Annotated in this window: 20 protein-coding genes; 10 read left to right on the forward strand and 10 right to left on the reverse strand. The window is 70.9% G+C overall.

All coding sequences use genetic code 11. The features are described 5' to 3' along the window. The first annotated feature begins 258 nt into the window (after positions 1–258). Both NQO67_RS23780 and NQO67_RS23785 read left to right on the forward strand, forming a co-directional pair. Positions 259–498, forward strand: a complete 240-nt coding sequence (locus tag NQO67_RS23780) for a hypothetical protein (RefSeq protein ID WP_255952239.1) — start codon at positions 259–261, stop codon at positions 496–498. Next, on the forward strand, positions 495–1481 hold the full coding sequence (locus NQO67_RS23785; protein ID WP_255952240.1) for a 1-aminocyclopropane-1-carboxylate deaminase/D-cysteine desulfhydrase: 987 nt from the start codon (positions 495–497) through the stop codon (positions 1479–1481). Before NQO67_RS23780 ends, NQO67_RS23785 begins: the two co-directional genes overlap by 4 nt. Here NQO67_RS23785 and NQO67_RS23790 read toward each other — a convergent pair. Further along, positions 1463–3058 carry a Na+/H+ antiporter gene (locus NQO67_RS23790; protein ID WP_255952241.1) on the reverse strand — a complete coding sequence of 532 codons (1596 nt, stop codon included), beginning with the start codon at positions 3056–3058 and terminating at the stop codon, positions 1463–1465. The two genes, NQO67_RS23785 and NQO67_RS23790, sit on opposite strands and share 19 nt — an antisense overlap. A gap of 175 nt (positions 3059–3233) precedes the next feature. Between NQO67_RS23790 and NQO67_RS23795 the strand changes: the two genes are divergently transcribed. The 3 genes from NQO67_RS23795 (at position 3234) to NQO67_RS23805 (ending at position 5522) form a co-directional block, all read left to right on the forward strand. After that, a complete protein-coding gene (locus tag NQO67_RS23795) occupies positions 3234–3494 on the forward strand; it encodes a UBP-type zinc finger domain-containing protein (protein ID WP_255952242.1) in 261 nt (86 codons plus the stop codon). 271 nt (positions 3495–3765) lie between these two features. After that, positions 3766–4179, forward strand: a complete 414-nt coding sequence (locus NQO67_RS23800) for an ATP-binding protein (RefSeq protein ID WP_255952243.1) — start codon at positions 3766–3768, stop codon at positions 4177–4179. Further along, on the forward strand, positions 4176–5522 hold the full coding sequence (locus tag NQO67_RS23805; protein WP_255952244.1) for a SigB/SigF/SigG family RNA polymerase sigma factor: 1347 nt from the start codon (positions 4176–4178) through the stop codon (positions 5520–5522). The genes NQO67_RS23800 and NQO67_RS23805 overlap by 4 nt, the downstream gene beginning before the upstream one ends. A 66-nt stretch (positions 5523–5588) precedes the next feature. On the opposite strand, the gene NQO67_RS23810 is transcribed toward NQO67_RS23805, so the two are convergent. Beyond that, complete coding sequence (locus NQO67_RS23810) at positions 5589–6026, reverse strand: hypothetical protein (RefSeq protein WP_255952245.1); 438 nt, start codon at positions 6024–6026, stop codon at positions 5589–5591. 191 nt (positions 6027–6217) lie between these two features. On the opposite strand from NQO67_RS23810, the gene NQO67_RS23815 reads away from it, so the two are divergent. Both NQO67_RS23815 and NQO67_RS23820 read left to right on the forward strand, forming a co-directional pair. Beyond that, positions 6218–7189: a diacylglycerol/lipid kinase family protein gene (locus tag NQO67_RS23815; RefSeq protein WP_255952246.1), complete on the forward strand. Its 972-nt coding sequence runs from the start codon at positions 6218–6220 to the stop codon at positions 7187–7189. Positions 7190–7506: 317 nt separating this feature from the next. Continuing rightward, positions 7507–7764 (forward strand): WhiB family transcriptional regulator, encoded by a 258-nt coding sequence (locus NQO67_RS23820; protein ID WP_040248489.1) that lies wholly within the window; start codon positions 7507–7509, stop codon positions 7762–7764. A gap of 232 nt (positions 7765–7996) precedes the next feature. On the opposite strand, the gene NQO67_RS23825 is transcribed toward NQO67_RS23820, so the two are convergent. The 3 genes from NQO67_RS23825 to NQO67_RS23835 all read right to left on the reverse strand — a co-directional run bounded on the left by NQO67_RS23825 (position 7997) and on the right by NQO67_RS23835 (position 12221). Beyond that, positions 7997–9463: a sensor histidine kinase gene (locus tag NQO67_RS23825; protein ID WP_255952428.1), complete on the reverse strand. Its 1467-nt coding sequence runs from the start codon at positions 9461–9463 to the stop codon at positions 7997–7999. 426 nt (positions 9464–9889) lie between these two features. Further along, positions 9890–10678, reverse strand: coding sequence for a pentapeptide repeat-containing protein (locus NQO67_RS23830; protein ID WP_255952429.1), 789 nt, complete (start codon positions 10676–10678; stop codon positions 9890–9892). Between the two features lie 466 nt (positions 10679–11144). Beyond that, the gene (locus tag NQO67_RS23835) at positions 11145–12221 is read right to left on the reverse strand and encodes an SIS domain-containing protein (protein ID WP_255952247.1); all 1077 of its coding nucleotides are present in this window, start codon (positions 12219–12221) and stop codon (positions 11145–11147) included. A gap of 374 nt (positions 12222–12595) precedes the next feature. On the opposite strand from NQO67_RS23835, the gene nagB reads away from it, so the two are divergent. Continuing rightward, positions 12596–13381 carry a glucosamine-6-phosphate deaminase gene (gene nagB, locus NQO67_RS23840; protein ID WP_255952248.1) on the forward strand — a complete coding sequence of 262 codons (786 nt, stop codon included), beginning with the start codon at positions 12596–12598 and terminating at the stop codon, positions 13379–13381. A 125-nt stretch (positions 13382–13506) separates the two neighbouring features. Here the strand turns inward: nagB and NQO67_RS23845 are convergent, their stop codons facing one another. The 4 genes from NQO67_RS23845 to NQO67_RS23860 all read right to left on the reverse strand — a co-directional run bounded on the left by NQO67_RS23845 (position 13507) and on the right by NQO67_RS23860 (position 18682). After that, a complete protein-coding gene (locus tag NQO67_RS23845; protein WP_255952249.1) occupies positions 13507–15021 on the reverse strand; it encodes a glycoside hydrolase family 3 protein in 1515 nt (504 codons plus the stop codon). Positions 15022–15250: 229 nt separating this feature from the next. Then, complete coding sequence (locus NQO67_RS23850) at positions 15251–16147, reverse strand: carbohydrate ABC transporter permease (RefSeq protein WP_374119076.1); 897 nt, start codon at positions 16145–16147, stop codon at positions 15251–15253. After that, the gene (locus NQO67_RS23855) at positions 16144–17163 is read right to left on the reverse strand and encodes a carbohydrate ABC transporter permease (RefSeq protein WP_255952250.1); all 1020 of its coding nucleotides are present in this window, start codon (positions 17161–17163) and stop codon (positions 16144–16146) included. Before NQO67_RS23855 ends, NQO67_RS23850 begins: the two co-directional genes overlap by 4 nt. Before the next feature lie 250 nt (positions 17164–17413). Then, positions 17414–18682, reverse strand: a complete 1269-nt coding sequence (locus NQO67_RS23860) for an extracellular solute-binding protein (protein WP_255952251.1) — start codon at positions 18680–18682, stop codon at positions 17414–17416. Between the two features lie 420 nt (positions 18683–19102). Here NQO67_RS23860 and NQO67_RS23865 point away from each other — a divergent pair, with 420 nt between their 5' ends. Continuing rightward, the gene (locus NQO67_RS23865; protein WP_255952252.1) at positions 19103–19867 is read left to right on the forward strand and encodes a GntR family transcriptional regulator; all 765 of its coding nucleotides are present in this window, start codon (positions 19103–19105) and stop codon (positions 19865–19867) included. A gap of 24 nt (positions 19868–19891) precedes the next feature. Here the strand turns inward: NQO67_RS23865 and NQO67_RS44330 are convergent, their stop codons facing one another. After that, on the reverse strand, positions 19892–20356 hold the full coding sequence (locus NQO67_RS44330) for an Lrp/AsnC family transcriptional regulator (RefSeq protein WP_255952253.1): 465 nt from the start codon (positions 20354–20356) through the stop codon (positions 19892–19894). A gap of 116 nt (positions 20357–20472) precedes the next feature. Here NQO67_RS44330 and NQO67_RS23875 point away from each other — a divergent pair, with 116 nt between their 5' ends. Beyond that, positions 20473–21414, forward strand: coding sequence for an EamA family transporter (locus NQO67_RS23875; RefSeq protein ID WP_255952254.1), 942 nt, complete (start codon positions 20473–20475; stop codon positions 21412–21414). Positions 21415–21484 lie beyond the last annotated feature (70 nt).

A 21484-nucleotide genomic window follows, 5' to 3' on the forward strand; every position in this document is an offset into this window, starting at 1 on the left:
TCCGTCCATAGCTGTTTTCCGGAGTTTCGATCCGGCATTCCCGATGAGGTGATGGTGCGGATTCCGCGAAGCGGGAATGCAGGAGACGTCGAGTCCGCAGATCGGCGGCCACCGGCCCGGCGGGCCACCGATCGGTCGATCGACACCGACCATGGCCACCGCCGGCACTCCCGTACGCACCCCGGCCCACCCCCGGGGCCCGACCCCCCAGCCCGCCGTCCGACATTCCGACCACGCACCCACCGACAGGAGAGACCCATGGCAGGCTTCCTGGACCGCGCGAAGGAACAGGCCCAGCGCGGCATCAATCAGGGCAAGCAGCGGATCGACGAGGTACAGGCCCAGCGCGCGGGCAACGACCTGCTGCGCAAGCTCGGCGCCGCCTACTACTCCGAGCGCCGCGGCAGCGGCTCCGCCGAGGACACCCAGCAGGCCCTCCAAGCGCTGGAAAGCCACATCGCGACCAACGGCGACGGCTTCCTGCGCGGCCGGGAGTGACCGCCCACCCCCGGATACCCTCCCCGCTCACCCCCGTCGACGACGAGCGATTCGCCCGCCGTGGCGTCCGGCTGCTCCTCAAGCGCGACGACCTGATCCACCCGGACCTGGTCGGCAACAAGTGGCGCAAGCTGCTGCCGAACCTCGCCGCGGCACGCGGACGGGCCCTGGTCACCTTCGGTGGCGCCTACTCCAACCACCTGCGGGCCACCGCGGCCGCGGGCCGCCTGCTCGGCCTGCCCACCATAGGCGTGGTCCGCGGCCACGAACTGGCCGAGCGCCCGCTCAACGCCTCGCTGACCCGCTGCGCCGCCGACGGCATGCGACTGCACTTCGTCGACCGGACGACCTACCGCCGCAAGACACACCCCGACGTCCTGGCCACACTGCTGCGGGAGCTCGACGTCGCGGACGCCTGCGTCATACCCGAGGGCGGCAGCAACGCCCAGGCGGTGCGCGGCTGCGTCGCGCTCGGCCAGGAGCTGCGCGGCCAGGCCGACGTGGTAGCCGTGGCCTGCGGCACCGGCGGCACCCTCGCCGGGCTCGCCGCAGGCCTCGACAGCAGCCAGCGCGCCCTGGGTGTGCCGGTACTCAAGGGCGATTTCCTGAACGCGGAGATACGCACCCTCCAAGAGGCCGCTTTCGGCGGCCCACGCGGCACCTGGTGGCTCGACGAGCGCTTCCACTTCGGCGGCTACGCCCGTACGGACGCCACCCTGGAGGACTTCGCAGAGGACTTCGAGAACCGCCACCGCCAGCACGACGTACCCGACGCCCTCTGCCCCAGCTCCAGCCCCAGCCCCAGCCCCAGCCCCGAGCTGCGCATAGAGCGTCTCTATGTCGCCAAATTGCTCTATGGACTCGTCACCCTCACCGAGGAGGACGCTTTCGCGCCGGGAACCACCGTCGCCGCGGTCATCACCGGCCGCCCCTTCCCGGACGAGGACCGGGCTCCGGCCCAGGCTCAGGTCGCCTCCCGGTAGGCCGCCGCCTCCTCCAGGTCCAGCCTGCGCAGCAGCGTCCGCAGCATCTCGTCGTCGATGTACCGGGCGTCCCGCAGCCGGACGAAGACCGACCGCTCGGTCTCGATCATCTTCCGGGCCAGTCGCCGGTACGTGTCGTCGGCGGTCTCCCCCGTCTCCGGATTGATCGCGCCGAGCCGCTCCCAGACGGCGTTGCGGCGACGCTCCAGGACGGTGCGCAGACGGTCGGCCAGGGGGCCGGGCAGGGCGTTGCGCTCGTCGCTGAGCAGTTCGTCGAGCTTCCGCTCGGCCGCCCGGGACGCCTGCGCCTGTGCCTGCGCCTCGGCCAGCGTCTGCTCGTGTACGTCGCGGCCCGTCAGCCGCAGGGTCCGGATCAGCTTCGGCAGCGTCAGGCCCTGGAAGACGAGGGTGCCGATGACGGTGGTGAAGGTCAGGAACAGCACCAGGTTGCGGGCCGGGAACGGGCTGCCGTCATGCCGGGTGACCGGGATCGAGAAGGCGATCGCCAGCGACACCACCCCGCGCATGCCCGCCCAGCCGATCACCAGCGGACCGCGCCACGTGGGGTCGGCCTCCCGCTCCCGGATGCGCTCCGACAGCGCACGCGGCAGGAACGTGGCGGGATACACCCACGCCAGGCGGCTCACGACGGCCACCAGGAACAGCGCCACCGCGTACCACAGCGCGGTCACACCCGCGTACCGGCCCAGACCGCGCATCACGACCGGAAGCTGGAGCCCGATCAGCGCGAAGACGGCCGTCTCCAGGATGAAGGCGACCATCTTCCAGACCGCCTCCTCCTGGAGCCGGGTCGCGAAGTCGACCTGCCAGGCGCGGTGGCCCAGATAGAGCGCGACGACGACCACGGCGAGGACCCCCGAGGCGTGCAGCTGCTCGGCCACCCCGTAGGCGAAGAACGGGATCAGCAGCGACAGGGTGTTCTGGAGCAATGCCTCTTTGAGATGCGTACGCAGCCAGTGCAGCGGCACCATCAGCAGCAGCCCGATCCCGATACCGCCGAGCGTGGCCAGCACGAACTGCTCGATGGCGGCGCCCCAGCTCGCGCCCGCCCCGACGGCCGCGCCGACGGCCACCCGGTAGGCGGTGATCGCGGTCGCGTCGTTCATCAGGGACTCGCCCTGAAGGATCGTCGTGATCCGGGAGGGCAGCCCGATCCTGCGGGCCACCGCGGTCGCCGCCACCGCATCCGGCGGCGCCACCACCGCCCCCAGCACCAGGGCCGAGGTCAGCGGCAACCCGGGCACCACGAGGTACGCGACCCAGCCCACCACTACGGCCGTGAACAGCACGCACCCCACCGACAGCAGCAGCACGGGCCGCACCTGGGCGCGCAGGTCCAGGTACGAACTGTCGGTCGCCGCCGTGTACAGCAGCGGGGGGAGCAGCAGCGGCAGCACGACCCGTGGCTCGAGGGAGTACGTGGGAATGCCCGGCAGATACGAGACGGCGAGGCCCACGGCGACCAGCAGCAACGGAGCCGGGACGGCCAAGCGCCGAGTCGCGCCCGCCACCGCGGAACCGCCCGCGACCAGCAACAACAGAGGCAATGCGTCCATCGACTACGCCCGTCTTCCTCGGTTGCGCCGCGCGCCGGCAGCCCGGCGGAGCGGGTACTCCACACCGCGCCCGACGGGGTGCGGCTCCGTGGCCGCGGCAAGCCCAGGTCAGGCATCGTAACCTGGCTATTCACAGGTTCTTGGAAGTGCCTGGGAATGCGCGACGGAGAAGACGATGAGAGAGTGCACGCACCTGGCGGCGCTGCCCGTGACCGAGCCGACGCCGCAGAGCGAGACATGTCTCGAGTGCCTGGCCGCCGGAACCCACCCGGTGCAGCTGCGGCTCTGCCTGGAGTGCGGCCACGTCGGCTGCTGCGACTCCTCGCCCTTGCAGCACGGCACCGAACACTTCAAGCAGACCGGCCACCCGGTGATGCGCAGCTTCGAGCCCGGCGAGTCCTGGCGCTGGTGCTTCGTGGACTACGTCCTGGTATGACGATGTTGGATACGGGACACCAGGGGGCGCGTGGTGACGATTCGAAAGCCCGGCGCATGGGTACGTCAACCCGGCGTGCGCTCTTGAGAATTGACTCCCGCACACCCCTAGCCACTGAGCGTACCCATTGACTTACTATGAGTTACAGCATGGCTTCGGGGTTCCAGGACACGGGGCTCGCGCGCGCGATACCGTCACCGCTGACCATGTGTTGCGTTGCCCGAGGACCGACCTCGGGCCCGAAAGAGCTTGTACCACCTTGGAGGTGAGGGTGTCCGAAATCGCAGGCGAGCCCGGGACCCAGGACTTCGTGGAAGTCCGGCTCCCCGCTGCGGGTGCCTACCTGTCGGTGCTGCGGACGGCCACGGCCGGACTCGCGGCGCGTTTGGACTTCACTCTCGACGAGATCGAGGACCTACGCATCGCAGTGGACGAGGCCTGCGCGATCCTGCTGCAGCAGGCCGTGGCCGGCTCCGTGCTCAGCTGCGTCTTCCGCCTCATCGACGACTCCCTGGAGGTGACGGTCTCGGCGCCCACGACCGACGGTCGCGCCCCGGAGCGCGAAACCTTCGCCTGGACGGTGCTGTCCGCCCTCGCGGGCAAGGTCGACTCCTCGGTCGCCGAGGACAACACCGTCTCGATCAGCCTCTACAAACAGCGCGGCGCGGGACCCGGGCCGGCGTGAGGAACGGGGACGGGCCGGTGCGGAACGAGGAGCGCGGCAAGCACATCACACAGAGCCTTCCCACCGATGACACGGACGGCACGGGCAACACCGGCGGCAGCGGCGACACCCCCGGAGCGCAGGATCGCACCGGGGCGAGCCGCTCCGCGGGCGCTGCCCCGACCGGTGACCACGCGGCGGAGGGCACACCGAACGGCATCCCCGAGCAACAGGCCCGGCCGCACCCGCAGGACGTCTCCCCTGCCCCGGCCGGCGCCTTCGGGCCCGGTGGGCAGCCGGGGCCGAGCGACAAGGAAGAGCGCGATGTACCGGCCGGACAAGGCGGCGACCTCGGGACACCTCTGGGAGGTGCCCCCCAGCGCCATGCTGGAGAAGGCAGCCGGGGGAGGGCGGGACACATGAGCGAGCACGGGCAGGGCACCCAGCAGGACGCGGGCACCGCGCGTGACGCCCGGCGGGCCCACCAGACCCCCGAAGCCGACGAGCGGCACGCCGCAGGGCAGGCGCGTCCCGCCCCCCGACGGCAGGAGGCCGCCCAGGCCCCCGCTGCGCCGGCGGAGGAGCACGCCAAGCCCACACAGCACGACGTGCACGACCGCAGCGGCGCACGGGCGATGTTCATCCGGCTGCGCACCTTGCCGGCGGGCACGCCCGAGTACGCGGAGCTGCGCAACCAGCTGGTCCGCATGCACCTGCCGCTCGTCGAGCACCTGGCACGCCGCTTCCGCAACCGCGGCGAGCCGCTGGACGACCTCACGCAGGTGGCCACCATCGGACTGATCAAGTCGGTGGACCGCTTCGACCCGGAGCGCGGCGTCGAGTTCTCCACGTACGCCACCCCGACCGTCGTCGGCGAGATCAAACGGCACTTCCGTGACAAGGGCTGGGCGGTCCGGGTGCCGCGCCGGCTCCAGGAGCTGCGTCTCGCGCTGACCACGGCGACCGCGGAGCTCTCCCAGCTGCACGGCCGCTCCCCCACCGTGCACGAACTCGCCCAGAAGCTGAACATCTCCGAGGAAGAGGTCCTGGAAGGCCTGGAGTCGGCGAACGCCTACTCCACGCTCTCGCTGGACGTCCCCGACACCGACGACGAGTCCCCGGCCGTCGCCGACACCCTCGGCGCCGAGGACGAGGCTCTGGAGGGGGTCGAGTACCGCGAGTCGCTCAAGCCGCTCCTTGAGGACCTGCCACCGCGCGAGAAACGCATCCTGCTGCTGCGTTTCTTCGGCAACATGACGCAGTCGCAGATCGCCCAGGAGGTCGGCATCTCGCAGATGCACGTCTCCCGGCTGCTGGCCAGAACCCTGGCCCAGCTCCGCGAGAAGCTCCTGGTGGAGGAGTAACGGCCCGCACGTGCCCGTGACGGCACCGTGCCACCGTGGGCCGCGAGGGGCGCCCGCCTCTCGCGGCTACGCGGACTCGCCCGGCCCGCGGATGCCCAGGGCCTCCGTGGTGGCCGGGTTCACCAGCAGCACGAGCGCCGTCACCGCGACCACGGCGAGCACGATGCCGCCGGGAATCAGCAGGCTGTCGGCCTGAAGCAGGTTCCATGCCACCGGCAGCGCCAGGATCTGCGTGATCACCGCGGGGCCACGGCTCCAGCGGCGACGCAGCAGCAACCCGCGCGCCGCGAGCAGCGGCAGCGCAGCGAGCACCAGCAGGGTGACTCCGGCGGTCACCGCCTGCTGGTTGTCGTCCGGGTTCCCGGCGACCGTCATCACCAGCAGGTACCCGCCCCCCGCCACCAGCGCGAGACCTTCGAGCCCGGCCAGCGCGGCGGCCAGGGTCAGCCGCCCGGGGCGGGGGTCGTCCTCGGGTGCCGGTGCGGAATTCTGCTTCGAGCTCACCTCAGCAGGGTATCCCCCGGGCCGCACGGTGCCCGGTCCTGGGGACGGTACGGGCGGCTCCGACAGACACCGTTCGCGCCCCGTCAGGAGGTGGGAGAACGGTCCGCGACCCCGAGGAGACGGCGTGCACGTCGAGTCGGAGACCACCGGCCGGTGGTTCTCCGCGCCGGCCGGTATGTACCCTGCTGCGCATGCGCGCTCTTCTCGTGGTCAATCCGGCAGCAACCACCACGAGTGCCCGCACCCGTGATGTCCTCATCCACGCACTGGCGAGCGAGATGAAGCTCGACGCCATCACCACCGAGTACCGCGGCCACGCCCGTGACCTCGCCCGGCAGGCCGCGGAGCGCAACGATGTCGACCTGGTCGTCGCACTCGGCGGCGACGGCACCGTCAACGAGGTCGTCAACGGTCTGCTGCACCACGGCCCCGACCCGGACCGACTGCCCCGGGTGGCCGTCGTCCCCGGCGGCTCCACCAACGTCTTCGCCCGCGCCCTCGGCCTGCCCAACGACGCCGTGGAAGCGACCGGTGCGCTGTTGGACGCACTGCGCCGCGGGAGCGAACGCACTGTGGGCCTCGGCATCGCCGGTGGCGGCGCACCCGGCACGGCGGACGAGACGGTGCCCAGCCGGTGGTTCACGTTCTGTGCAGGGCTCGGATTCGACGCCGGCGTGATCGGCCGCGTCGAACAGCAGCGGGAGCGTGGAAAGCGGTCCACACACGCCCTTTACATCCGGCAGGTGCTCCGCCACTTCCTGGACGATCCGCACCGCAGGACGGGCAGCATCACGATGGAGCGGCCCGGCGAGTCACCTGTCAAAAACCTCGTTCTTTCCATAGTTTGCAACACATCCCCGTGGACCTACCTGGGTAACCGACCCGTGTACGCGACTCCGCGCGCGTCCTTCGACACCGGCCTTGACCTGCTGGGATTGAGCCGGCTTTCGACGGCGGCGGTGACGCGGTACGGCACGCAGCTGCTGACCTCGTCGCCGGAGCGGGGGCCGCGTGGCAAGCACGCGGTGTCGCTGCACGACCTGACGGAGTTCACCTTGCATTCGAAGGTGCCACTCCCCCTTCAGGTCGACGGTGACCACCTGGGGCTGCGAAAGAGCGTGACGTTCACAGGCGTACACCGTGCACTGCGTGTGATTGTGTGAGTGGAAGGCCCTAAAGTCCTTTCACTCGAACGTTTAGCCCACACTCCACCCGATGGAAGTACGGCTGTGACCGAGTCGACACCGAGGAATCAAAAAAAACTTTCCGGAAGGGGTTGTATCCGCAGCCGAGGTTTGCGAATCTCTACGTGGCGCTCAGGAAGCCGCCTCACCGGCAGCACGGAGCGCAGGATCCCTCCTCACATCCCAGGACCAACGCCGGTCGCCCGGTAGCTGGCCCTTCCCTTGACGAGGGATTCGTGAAAGCGTTCACATTCACAAGCCCCGCACGAGTATGAAGACCAAGAGAGGTAGCAGCCATGGACTGGCGTCACAACGCCGTTTGCCGCGAGGAAGACCCCGAGCTGTTCTTCCCCATCGGCAACACCGGTCCCGCGCTGCTGCAGATCGAGGAAGCCAAGGCCGTGTGCCGGCGCTGCCCCGTGGTGGAGCAGTGCTTGCAGTGGGCGCTTGAGTCCGGTCAGGACTCTGGCGTCTGGGGTGGCCTCAGCGAGGACGAGCGCCGCGCGATGAAGCGCCGTGCCGCTCGCAACCGGGCGCGCCAGGCGAGCGCCTGACACCCAAGCCCCCGCACGAGCCTGAGCCCGGCGGCGCGTGTGCCAGCAACGGCACGACTCGCGTTCAGCGAGGTACGCATCCCCCGCCCCCGAGCAGCAGCGCGTAGTACACACAAGTGTGATGAAGAGATGGTCAGTCAGCCCCGGACCGGGTGGTCCGGGGCTTTGACTGTCTACGGTCCATATGACCGTACAGACCATAGGGACCGTACGGACCCTCCACACCCGCGCGCTACTTCTCCGCGCGCACCGGAATGTCCAGCAGCGCCTGCGTACCGCGCTCCGATGCGGGGACCAGGTCGAACGTGCCGTTCAACTCCCCCTCCACCAAGGTGCGCACGATCTGTAGGCCGAGGTTCCCGGCCACGCTGGGGTCGAATCCTGCCGGCAGACCCACACCGTCGTCCTGGACGGTGACCAGCAGCCGGGCCTCCTTGGCGCTGCCACCGCGGACCGCGGCGACCTCGACGGTGCCGTGGTCGCCGGTGCCGAACCCGTGCTCGATGGCGTTCTGCAACAACTCGGTGAGGACCATGGAGAGCGGGGTGGCGACCTCGGCGTCCAGTACGCCGAAGCGGCCCGTGCGGCGGCCCGTGATCTTGCCTGACGCGATCTCGGCGACCATGGACAGCACCCGGTCGGCTATCTCATCGAACTCCACGCGCTCGTCGAGGGTCTGAGAAAGCGTCTCGTGCACGATGGCGATGGAGCCGACGCGCCGCACCGCCTCTTCGAGCGCCTCACGTCCGCGCTGCGAGTCGATGCGCCGGGCCTGCAACCGGAGAAGCGCGGCCACCGTCTGGAGGTTGTTCTTGACCCGGTGGTGGATCTCCCGGATGGTGGCGTCCTTGGTGATCAGCTCACGTTCGCGGCGGCGCAGTTCGGTGACGTCGCGGAGCAGTACGAGGGAGCCGATCCTGGGACCCTTGGGCTTGAGCGGGATCGCACGGACCTGGATCACACACTCCTCACCCTCCACCTCGAACTCACGCGGCGCCCATCCGCTGGCCACCTTGACCAGCGCCTCGTCCACCGGTCCCTGCGACAGGGCGAGTTTCGCGGTGGTGGTGCCGAGGTGGTGGCCGACGAGGTCGGAGGCGAGACCCAGGCGGTGGTAGGCGGAGAGCGCGTTCGGCGAGGCGTACTGCACGAAGCCGTCCGCGTCCAGGCGGATCAGACCGTCGCCGACGCGCGGTGAGGCGTCCATGTCGACCTGCTGGTCAGGGAACGGGAACGCCCCTGCCGCGATCATCTGGGCGAGGTCCGACGCGCTCTGCACATAGGTGAGTTCGAGCCGGGACGGGGTGCGCACGGTGAGCAGGTTGGTGTTGCGGGCGATGACGCCGAGCACCCGGCCCTCCCGGCGCACCGGGATCGACTCGACCCGCACCGGCACCTCCTCGCGCCACTCGGGGTCCCCTTCGCGCACGATGCGGCCCTCGTCGAGCGCGGCGTCCAGCATGGGACGTCGCCCGCGCGGCACGAGATGGCCGACCATGTCGTCCTGGTAGGAGGTCGGGCCGGTGTTGGGGCGCATCTGCGCGACGGAGACGTAGCGCGTGCCGTCCCGGGTGGGTACCCACAGGACGAGATCGGCGAAGGAGAGGTCGGAGAGCAGCTGCCACTCCGAGACCAGCAGGTGCAGCCACTCCAGGTCGGTGTCCGAGAGTGCGGTGTGCTGGCGTACGAGGTCGTTCATGGAGGGCACATGTGCGAGCGTACCCGTGCCGGCCGGGCGGCTCCGCGCCGCGCACCCCCCGGGCCGCGCGCCGGTCACCCGCGGGCCGCGGCGCCTGGGAGGGACCCTCAACCCTGTCCCGAGCTCTTGACGAGCGGGAACGCCCATGGCACCGCAGCCCCGAGCAGAATCGGCCGCCGGGTGTGCGGGCCCGACCGCCGATGGCGAGGACCGGCGCGGTCAGGGCAGAGAGCACCGGCTCCTCGGTCCGTCCTTCTGTGCGGGAAGGACGGAAGCCCGAACCGATTGTGGACTAGACCATTCTCCGTTGTCTATGCGTTCACAGATGTTCGTTCTCGTTATTTTGCGTCTCAGATTCCACAGAAGTGCTCAGATGTGTTGAGAGACGCTCGGCTGGTCGTGTCCGCTGCGCGGTCGCGACCCCGGTCACCAGTGGGCGGGGCGGGCGAGGGCGGGTGGGATCCGGGTGGTCGCGTCACCGCGGGCGGCGTTCAGCTGGGCCTGGGTGAGGAAGAGGCTGCCGGTGAGGTCGGCGCCGCGCAGATCGGTGTCGCGTAGATCCGCTCCGATGAGATCGGCGCAGGTCAGGTCGGCACCGCTCAGGTCGGCCGCGATGAGGCGGGCGCCGCGCAGACTGGCGCCGCGCAGATCGGCGCCCTTCAGACGGGCGCCTATCAGGTCGGCGCCCCGGTGGTCATGCCGCGGACCCGGCACGGTGGCCCGGATGTGCTCGCTGACGCGCAGCAGGAGGGTGGCGACGGTGTCCCAGTGCGCTTCGACGTCGAGGTTCACGAGGTCTTCGGGGCCGCCGTGGGTGAGGCGTTCGGTGCGCTCCAGCAGGGGGCGCAGCTCGCCGTGGAAGGGGCGGGCGCGGGGTGCGGCGAGCGCCTCTGCGAGGTACCACAGCAGTTCGTGCAGCCGACGCATGACGGGGAACACCGCGAACATCCGCCGGGCCACGGCCGGGCCACCGGTGCGCCAGTCGCGGCCTGCGAAGGTGCCTTGGGAGACCTTCTGACCGGCACCGAAGCAGTCGAAGACGGTGCACCCCTTGAAGCCGCTCGGCCGGAGCTCGTCGTGGATTCCGCACCGGAAGTCGGTCCGGAGATGGCGGCAGGGCGTGCCCGCGCTCTTGTCGTACGCGAAGTCCGCCGAGCCGGCGAACGGCAGGGCCACGCAGCACAACGCGAAGCAGTTGCCGCAGTCCGCGTGCAGGTCGGGACGGGCGAGGTACGGGGGGTGCCCCTCTGAGGGCCGGGCGTCCGGAGCCGTTTCCGAGGCGCGGGCCGTCGATGCCGTGTCCGCGACGGTGCCGTGCCGCGGTCCTTCCGGGGCCGCTCCGGGGCGGGGTGCGGCACGCCGCGACGGGCGGGGTTTCCGGGGGTGCGGCACGGGTTCTCCCAGGTCGGACGGGATCTTGCCCCGGCGTCGGCGGGACTGCGGGAACTGCGGGAACTGCGGGAACTGCGGGACGGGGGCGTGGCGGCCTGAGCGAGCCGCGGGACGCCGGGTCTTCAGTGTCGCAACCGGCGGATGCCTGCTGCGCCGCGGGCCGCGACCGCGCGCGTGCACGCCCCTGGACCGCCGTCACGGCACCGCGCGAGGAGGCACCGTCGCGCGCGCCGGGCACGAGCGAAGCGAGGAGGCACCCTGGCGCACGCCGGGCACGGCTGACGGGCGCTCAGTGCGTCTTCGTCACCTTCGCCAGCGCCCGGGGCGCGTCCGGGTCGAACCCGCGCGCCAGCGTGACCTCGTACGCGAGACGTTGCAGCGGGATGATCTCCAGGATCGGCTGGACCTCCTCCGCCACCCCCCGGGTGGGCAGCGCGAAGCCCGCGGAGGCCCGCTCGACCTCGGCCCGTGGCCCGACCACCACGAGATCGGCGCCGCGCCCGCGGAGCCGGTCGAGCACGGGTTGCAGGGCCTGGCCACCCTTGCCGTCGCTGACCACGGCGATGACCGGGGAGATGTTGTCGACCATCGCGAGCGGGCCGTGCATCAGATCCGCGCCGGAGTACGACAGCGCAGGGATGTACGCCGTCTCCATGAGCTTCAAGGCGGCCTCGTTCGCCGTCGCGTAGCCGTAGCCACGCGACGTGAACACCATGCGCTCGGCGAACCGGTAGCGGGCCGCCAGCGCCCGGATCTCGCCATGCCGGTCCACCAGGTGCTCGGCCAGCCCGGGCAGCTCGCGCGCGACGGCGACACCGTCCGCATCGCCGCCCAGGCCCGCCACGAAGAGATGGAGCGCGAGCAGCGTCGCGGTGTACGACTTGGTGGCGGGCAGCGCCTGCTCGGCGCCCGCCATGATGTCGAGGTGCTGCTCGGAGACGGCGGCCAGCGGGGAATCCGGATTGTTGGTGACCGCCAAAGTGATGGCCCCCGCCGCACCCGCCGCCTTCGTGGCGGCCACCAGGTCGGGTGAGCCACCGGACTGGCTGACGGTGATGAGCAGCACGTCCCGCAGGTCGGGCCGCGCCCCATAGGCCGTGATCGTGGACATGGAGACCAGCCCGCACGGCATGCCGAGCCGGATCTCGAGGAGGTACTTGGCGTACAGGGCGGCGTTGTCGGAGCTGCCGCGGGCGGTGAGCAGCACGAAGCGCGGTTGCCGCGCGGCGATCCGCCGGGCCACCTCGCGGATGCGGCCGGCACCGCGGGTGAGGATCCGTTCCAGGACCGCGGGCTGCTCGGCCATCTCGCGGCGCATCAGGTGGCCCGGCTGCTCCTCGGCCGCGGCCGCTGTGCCGGCGCTCATGCGGACCTCCCGGTTCTCCGGTTCTCCTGCGGCGCCACGGCGCCGGTCCCCGTGGTGGCTCCGGCAGCCATGCTCGGCCGCGCTCACACGGCGCGCCCGTGCTCCTCCTCGCTCCTCCTCCCTCCCCCGGTCCTGCACTCCTTCCTGCTCCAGACGCTTGGGCTCCGTCCGGCTCCCGTCCCTCGCACTCCTCCCAGTCCCTCGCACTCCCTTCCATTGCACTCCCTCAGACCGGACCACGCAGCCGGGAGCCACTCTGGTAGATTGGTCTAGTCCACATGGTGTCGCTTTGGCATGCGCCGTGACCTGCCTGTCGGACCGGTCGCGCCGGCATGCACCATGAGTCGTGAACCCTTCAGATCGGCAGGATCAGCGTGGAAGTTGTCATCGTCCCGGACGCCAAGACCGGCGGTGAGCTGATAGCCGAGGCCATCGCCCGGCTGCTGCGCCGCAACCCCGCCGCCGTGCTCGGCGTCGCCACCGGCTCGACGCCGTTGCCCGTCTACCAGGCGCTGGCCGCCATGGTCCGCTCCGGTGCCGTGGACGTCTCCCGGGCACGGGTCGCCCAGCTCGACGAGTACGTGGGGCTGCCCGCCGACCACCCCGAGTCGTACCGCTCGGTGCTCGGGCGCGAGGTGCTCGAACCCCTCGGGCTCGACAAGAAGGCCTTCCTGGGCCCGGACGGCAGCGCCTCGGACGTGCCGGCCGCGTGCGAGGCGTACGAGGCGGCCCTGGAGGCGGCGGGCGGGGTGGACCTGCAACTGCTCGGCATCGGTTCGGACGGGCACATCGGCTTCAACGAGCCCTGCTCGTCGCTGGCCTCCCGGACCCGGATCAAGACGCTGACCGAGCAGACCCGCATCGACAACGCCCGCTTCTTCGACGGCGACATCGCGCAGGTGCCGCACCATGTGATCACCCAGGGCATCGGCACGATCCTCCGGGCCAGGCACCTGGTGCTGCTGGCCACCGGGGCGGCGAAGGCGGCGGCGGTGGCGGCCAGCGTGGAGGGGCCGGTGGCGGCGGTCTGCCCGGCGTCGGCGCTCCAGCTGCATCCGCACGCCACGGTGGTGGTCGACGAGGCGGCCGCGGCCGGTCTGAACTTCGCCGACTACTTCCGGCAGACCTACGCCGACAAGCCGGCCTGGCAGGGGCTCTGACCCGCCTCCCGGCCGCCTGACCGCGGGCACGACGCTCTGATGGGGCGCGCGGGCTTTGCCAGCGCGCCCCATCAGCTATCAGAGCCATCGCGAGGGTGCCGCCAGGCCATAGCGCCCCCGCGCCGCTACGCGCCCCGGCCCACCAGTACCTCCGCCGCCGCGATCCCGCACACCCGGGCCGCACCGTGCGTCGCGATGTGCAGGGCACCGCGTGCGGGGGCCTGGGGAACACCCATCTCGACGATGACGGTGTCCGGGCGGGCCGCGAGCAGCGCGTCCAGGGCCGCGGACATCCACGGGTGGCGGTGCTCGTCGCGGACGACGGCCACGATGCGGCGGCCGTTCGCGGCGTCGAGCGCACGCTCGGCGGCTTCGGGACCGCTGAAACCGGCGGTCAGGGTGCCGGGCAGCAGGCGCTGGAGTTCCGCCGCCACGCCCCACGGGGTCTCGTCACCGACCGCGATGTTCGCCACCGGGGTGAAGGCGGCGACGAACGGCGCCTCGGTGAGCGGCCCGGCAGGACCCGCGCCCGGCGTCACCCGGAGCGCACGCCGCGCCGCCACAAGCCCCACGTCACCGTCATGCGCCTCCCATGCGCTTGCGCCGTGCGCGGCCCGCACGCCCGCCTGCGCGGCCGTCCAGCGCGCCAGCTCCCGTACCCGGGCCGCGGCGTCCGCGAGACGCTCCTCGGGCAGCTCACCGGTGCGCACCGCGGCGATCAGCGCGTCGCGCAACCGGCGCACGGTCTCGTCGTCCGCGAGCCCACCGCCCACGCAGATCGCGTCGGCCCCGGCGGCGATCGCGAGGACGCTGCCCCGCTCGATCCCGTAGGCCGCGGTGATGGCCTGCATCTCCATGCCGTCGGTGACGATCAGGCCCTGGTGGCCGAGCTCCTCGCGGAGCAGGCCGGTGAGGATGCGGGGGGAGAGCGTCGCGGGCCGCTCGGGATCGAGCGCCGGTACGAGGATGTGGGCGGTCATCACCGCACGGGTGCCCGCCGCGATGGCCGCCCGGAACGGCACCAGCTCACGGGCGTGCAGGGTGTCCAGGTCCGCGTCGATGCGCGGCATGGCGTGGTGCGAGTCGACCGCGGTGTCGCCGTGGCCGGGGAAGTGCTTGGTGCACGCGGCGACGCCCGCCGCCTGGATGCCCGTCACGTAAGCGGCGGTGTGCCGGGCGACCAAGTCGGTGTCGGCGCCGAAGGAGCGCACGCCGATGACGGGGTTGGCGGGGTTGGAGTTGACGTCGGCGGACGGCGCCCAGTTGAAGTTGACGCCGCACTCGGCGAGACGGCGGCCCAGCGCGTACGCCACGTCGCGGGTGAGCGCGGTGTCGTCGACAGCGCCGAGCGCGTGGTTGCCCGGGAAAGAGGAGCCGCTGCGCACCTCCAGACGGGTGACGTCGCCGCCTTCCTCGTCGATGGTGACCAGCACGTCGTCGCGTTCGGCGCGCAGCTCGGCGGTGAGCGCGGCCAGCTGGTCGGGCGAGGCCACGTTGCGCCCGAAGAGGGCCACCGAAGCGAGGCCCTGGCCGATCCGGCGCAGCAGCCAGTCGGGGGCACGGGTGCCGGTGAAGCCGGGTTGCAGGACCGTCAGCGCGTCACGGGTCAGGGTGTCCGTGTGGCCGGCGAGTGTCGTCATCGAGAGCTCCTTGGACGGATGACCGCGGCGCGGGACGGCGACCCACCGTCGGCCGGTGCGGCGAGTGGAGACGCCCCCTGTTCCCGGGGGTCCCCCCGCTCGAACGAGGTCGGGAGTGGGGGAGAGGTCGAGAACGTGGGGGACGGTGCCGGAATCAGTGTCGGCGCGGGCGGTGCCCCCGGCATCGGCCGGGGCGGCGCCGGTGCCGGCGGGGTGGTGGGCCGGGTCATCAGCCCTTCACCGCGCCCGCGGTCAGGCCCGCCGCCATCTTGCGTTGGACGAGCAGGAAGAGCACCACCATCGGCACGGCCATCAGCGTGGCACCCGCCATCATGGGGGCGTACTCGGTGCCGTGCTTGGTGGTGAAGTTGCCGAGCCAGACGGTGGCCGTCTGATGCCGTTGGCTCAACAGCATCAGCGCGTAGAGGTACTCGTTCCAGGCCTGGATGAAGGCATAGACCGAGGTGGCGACCATACCGGGCGCGAGCAGCGGAAAGACCACGCGCAGGAAGGCGGCGGTGCGGCCGCAGCCGTCGACCATGGCGGCCTCCTCGAGTTCCCGCGGGATGCCCGCGATGAAGCCGCGCAGCGTCCACACCGTGAAGGGCAGGACGAAGGTCAGATACGTGATGATCAGCCCGCTCAGCTTGTCGTACTGCCCGAGGTCGTTCAGCAGCAGGAAGATCGGGATGATCATCGCCACCAGCGGCACCGTCTGGACCGTGAGGATGCCGACGATCACGATCTTGCGCCCGCGGAAGGCGAAGCGGGAGATGGCGATCGCCGCCAGCAGGCCGACCACCATGCCGATCAGCACGACCGCGAACGACACGATCAGGCTGCGGGTGACGGGCCCCCAGAAGTCCGCGATGTCCAGTGCCCGGCGGAAGTTGTCCAGGGTGAGGGCGGTGGGCAGCAGGTGCGGGGTCGGGTCGATGGCGTCCCGGGCCGGCTTGAAGGCGGTGTCGAGCATCCAGTAGACGGGGAATCCGATGGCGACGAAGACACCGAGCCCGAGCAGGTTCCAACCGGCCTTGGTGCGGCCGCGCCGCCGCCTGGCCGGCACCGCGGGCCGGGCCGCCCCCGTCCCGGTACGCACACCGCTCACCCTGCTCACCCCGCTCATTCGACGTTTCCGATCTTCAGCATCTGGCGCATGTACACCGCGACCACGCCCAGCATCAGCAGGACGGTGAGCAGGGCGATCGCCGAACCGCCCGAGTAGTCGTTGACCACGAACGCCTTGTCGTAGGAATAGGTCGTCAGCAGCTGGAACTCCGCCTCCGGATGACCCCCGCGCATCACGAACACCTGCGGGAAGACGCCGATGTCCCAGATGACCGAGAGGGTGGTGAGCATGACCAGGATCGGTTTGAGGATCGGCACCGTGACATGCCGGAAGACCCCCCAGGAACCGGCGCCGTCGAGCCGGGCCGCCTCTTCGAGCTCCCTGGGTACCTGGGTGAGGCCGGCGGTCAGCGTGATCACCACGAACGGCACCGCGCCCCACACCACCAGCAGCATGATCACCGCAAGGCCCTGGGTGCCGCTGGCGAACCAGTTGTGACCGACGAGATCGACGCCCGGGAGCTTGCTGAGCAGGTAGTTGAGTACGCCGTAGTCGGAGTCGAACATCCACTTGTAAATGGTGGTCGCGACGATCACGGGCATGCCCCAGCTCGCCACCAGCGCGATGTTGACGAGCGTCCGCACCCAGCCGGACACGCGCTGCAACAGCAGGGCGATCAGCATGCCCGGCACCATCGTGAGCAGGACCGAACCCAGCGCGAAGACGACGGTGCGCACGACGACCGCCCAGAACTCGCCGTCGCCGAGCACCTTGGAGAAGTTGGCGAAGCCGACGGACTCGGCCGGCTTGAAGCCCCACAGCTGGGACTGCCCGTAGCTCTGGAACGACAGCGTGAACAGCCGCACCAGCGGATACCCCAGGACCAGCAGCAGGATCAGCAGGCAGGGCGCCAGCAACGCCCAGGGCACGGCGGTACCGCCGCCGTGCCCCGGGAGGCGGCGCCCCCCGCGGGTCCGGCCTGCCGGCCCACGGCTGCCGCGGGGCCCCGGGGGGCGCGCGGTTGCGGGGGCCGTCGGCGGTGCCCCCGCGGTGGTGGTCTCTGCGGCACTCATGCGCGCTCCTCAGCGGTCTTCGTTCCGGCGGGGGCGCCGAAGGCGCCTTTCAGGGGCGCGGGGAACTGCGCGGGCAACCCACCACGGGCAGCTGGTCCGGAACGAACCGAACTGCCCCTCCGGGCCGGTGGCGACCCGCAGGGTCGTATGTGGCCGGGCGCGCCCCGCGGCGGAGCCGCTGATCGATACAGCCCCGCGCCCCTGCCAGGCACGACGTGGCGCCCGTAAGGCACAAGACGGACGTCAACGGTCACTTGACGTTGATCACCTTGTCGATCGCGGCGTCAGCCGTCTTCGCCGCGGCCTCCACCGACTGCTTACCGGTGCCGATGGACTGGAGCATGGTCTGGAGGACCTGCGCCTTCTCGACCTGGCCCCAGCCGGGTGCCATCGGTACGAACCAGCTGCTCTCGGCGGCGATGGCGGGCACCGCGGTCGCCGGGTCCTTCTTCTGCACGGCCAGGTCGGCCTTGTTGTTGGGCAGGTTGCCCTTGGCCATCAGGCCCTTCTGGCCCTTGGCGCCGGTGAAGTCGTTGATCCACTCGGTGGCGAGGTCCTGCGCGTCGGACTTCACCGGGATGGCCAGGTCGCTGCCGCCCAGGAAGACCGGCATGTTCTTGCCCGAGGGACCCGGCATCACGAAGTTGACGGCGTTCTCCTTGAGCTTGCCGGTCTTGTCGTTCTTCGGGTCGGCGGCGGTGCCGCCCTCCCAGGCCGCGGCGAAGATCATGCCGGACTTGCCCTGGCCGTAGACGATGTAACGGTCCGACTCGTCCTTGGTCTTGTCGCCGTGCATGTAGGCGTCGATGACCTTCTTGTACTCCTTGAGGCCCTTGAGGGACTCGGGCGAGGAGAGGGTGGCCTTCCAGGTGTCGCCCTGCTTCGTCGCGATGGCGCCGCCCGCGTCGTAGACGAAGGACATGCCGGCGTACCAGTCGCGGGTGGGCTGGTACCAGGCGCTGAACCCGGAACCCTGCTTCTTCTGGATGCGGTCCAGGTCCGAGGTCAGTTCGTCGTAGCTCTTGGGGGTGGTCCTGATGCCGGACGCGGCGGCGATGTCCTTGCGCCAGTTGGCGACCCGGCCGCCCGCGTAGTACGGCACCCCGTAGACCTTGCCGTCGTAGGTGACGGACTGCCTGAGGCCGTCGAGCCAGCCGTCCGCGTGGTCGAACCTGGTCGGGTCGACCTCGGCGAAGGCGCCCTTGACCATGTAGCTGAGCATCTCGGTGTTGCCCATCTCGACCACGTCGGGGACCTTCTCGGTGGCGAGGACGGCGTCAAGCTTGGAGTTCTTGTCGGGCCAGCCGTAGTACTCGTGCTCGATGGTCACGCCCGGGTGCTTCTTCTTGAAGGCCGCGTCGGCGGCCTTGATGAGTCCGGGCCAGTTGTTCTGGGCGTCGACGGCGAGCCAGACCGTGAGCTTGTCGGAGCTGCCGGCCTTGTCGCTGTCGCCTCCGCACGCCGCGACGGAGACCATCATGCCCGCGACACCTATCGCCGCGATGAGCCTGCGCTTCACGTCATCCTCCTCAGGGATGCCCGCAACCCCCCACCCGCAGCGAGGCATCAGGCGTGAGCCGAGGGCGCGCCTGGGTCCTGGGTTCGGTGTAGTGCACTGGTGCGGAGCATTGGTGTAGACCATTACGACCGCTATGCAGCTTGGCCTAGACCTATTGGAGTGTCAAGCATGGCACATGCCGCCCGTACCCTCCTTTACCTGACCGACATCTGCACGCCGCGCCGGCGCCGGGCCGTACCGCACATACCTGTTGGGCACGTGCACCAGCCCCCGACCAGGGGTGGACTAGACCACGCCTGGTCCCCACGGTGTATAAGGAAGAGCAACGGCTCCCGCAGGTACGCGGAATCGGCCGTGCCACGATGTGAGCTGCGGCCGGCACCAGCGCCGGCCATCCGCAGGGAGCCCGGAAGGCGGAGCATGAGCACCGACGCCACCAGCGCGGAGACCGAGGCCGGCAGCACGGTCCGCACCGCGCGCGTGCCCAAGTACTACCGCCTCAAGCGGCACTTGCTGGACATGACGGAGACGCTGGCGCCCGGCACCGCCGTACCCCCGGAGCGCGCCCTGGCCGCCGAGTTCGACACCTCGCGCACGACCGTGCGGCAGGCGTTGCAGGAACTGGTCGTCGAGGGACGTCTCGAGCGGATCCAGGGCAAGGGCACCTTCGTGGCCAAGCCGAAGGTCGCCCAGGCGCTCCAACTCACCTCGTACACCGAGGACATGCGCGCCCAGGGCCTCGAACCCACCTCGCAGCTGCTGGACATCGGATACGTGAACGCCGACGAGCCGCTCGCCGGGCTGCTCGACATCGCCGCCGGCACGCGCGTGCTGCGCATCGAGCGGCTACGGCTGGCCAGCGGCGAGCCGATGGCGATCGAGACGACACACCTGTCGGCCAAGCGCTTCCCCGCCCTGCGGCGCAGCCTGGTGAAGTACACCTCCCTCTACGCGGCGCTCGCCGAGGTGTACGACGTCCGGCTCGCCGAGGCCGAGGAGACCATCGAGACCTCCCTGGCCACGCCGCGCGAGGCGGGCCTGCTCGGCACCGACGTGGGCCTGCCGATGCTGCTGCTCTCACGGCACTCGCTGGACGGCGAGGGCAAGCCGGTGGAGTGGGTCCGCTCGGTCTACCGGGGCGACCGGTACAAGTTCGTGGCCCGGCTGAAGCGGCCGGCCGACTGAGGCGGTCGAGCTGATCGCACCGAGCTACCCGAGCCCGGGCGTGCCGAGCCCAGACGTGCCGAGCCCGGGTGTGCGCGGCGGCACGGGCGTGGACTGGACGATCGAGGTGGTGGTCTGCCCGTACCGCAGGAACCGGTCCAGGACCTCCTCGAAGGCCGTGATGTCGCGCGCATGCACCTTGATCAGGAAGCAGTCCTCCCCGGTGATGCGGTGGCACTCGCTGACCTGCGGAAGGCTCTGCACCAGCTCGATGATCTTCGGTAGCTGGCTCGGGCCCGGCCGCACGCGGACGAAGGCCGCCACCGGAAGGCCCAGCGCGGCCGGGTCCACGTCGAGGCGGTAGCCGCGGATCACCTGCTGCTCGTGCAGCCGCCGCACCCGCTCGCGCGCGGTGGGCACCGAGACCTGGACCCGCCGGGAGAGCTCCGCCGTCGACAGCCTGGGGTCGGCGTCGAGCTCGGCCAGGATGGCCCGGTCCACAGCGTCCACTTTTCACCATCGCAAGATCGAAGGCGCCGTCGCGGCATCATGCGCCAAGCAATCGGCCGTCGTGCTTGCCGTTCCGGCATGGTTTCCGGCGTTGTCCGGTTGCGACCATACCTCGCGTGGTCAACTCTGCCGAACACTCCGCCGACCCTACGGATGCCACCGCCCCTGCGGACGCCACCGCCGGTGCCCCGCCCTCGCGATTCATGACCGTGGCCGAGCGCGTGCCGTCCCCCGCCTTCTTCTTGACCAGCGCGGTCTTCCACTACCTCGGGCCCGCCTTCGCGGTCCTGCTCTTCGCCCGTATCGACGTCCTCGGGGTGGCCTGGCTGCGCATCGCCTCCGCCGCGGTCGTCTTCGCCCTGTGGCGCCGCCCGTGGCGGGTGTGGCGTGCCGCCACCAGGCGTCAGCGCCGGCTGCTGCTGGCCCTGGGCTCGGTGCTGGGGGTGATGAACACGGTGTTCTACCTGGCCCTGGACCGGCTGCCGCTGGGCACCGTCGGCGCCATCGAGTTCGTCGGTCCGGTGCTGCTGGCGGCGCTCGGGGTACGGTCGCGGCGCAACGGTGCCGCACTGGTGCTCACGGTCGCCGGGGTCGCCCTGCTGGCCGACGTGCACCTGGTCGGCGAGCCGCTCGGGCTCGTCCTCGCCTTCGGCAACTGCGTGCTGTTCCTGCTCTACGTGGTCCTCGGGCACCGTCTCGCGGCGGACGGCGGCGCCGAGGGCATCGACCGGCTCGGCGCCGCCATGCTGATCGCGATGCTCGTCGTGGCCCCGGTGGGAGTCGCCGACGCCGCCGACGCGCTGACCGCCCCCGCCCTGCTGGCGGCCGCCTTCGGCGTGGGCGTCTGCTCGTCCGTCATCCCGTACGTCTGCGATCAACTGGCCATGGCGCGCATCCCCCGGGCGACCTTCGCCCTGATGCTCGCCCTGCTCCCCGCCACCGCGGCCGTCATCGGCGTCCTGGTCCTGGCCCAGGTCCCCGGGTGGCCGGAGGCCACGGGCGTGCTTCTGGTCGTCGCCGGGGTCGCCGTTCACGAGGAGCGGGGCAGGAGTGCGTGACGCCGGACACGGGGCGCCCGCTATGACCGTTTCGGTGCGGGCACCGTACACAGAACGCAACATGTCCGTT

The sequence above is a fragment of the Streptomyces odontomachi genome, assembly GCF_024435355.1.
Lineage (GTDB): Bacteria > Actinomycetota > Actinomycetes > Streptomycetales > Streptomycetaceae > Streptomyces > Streptomyces odontomachi.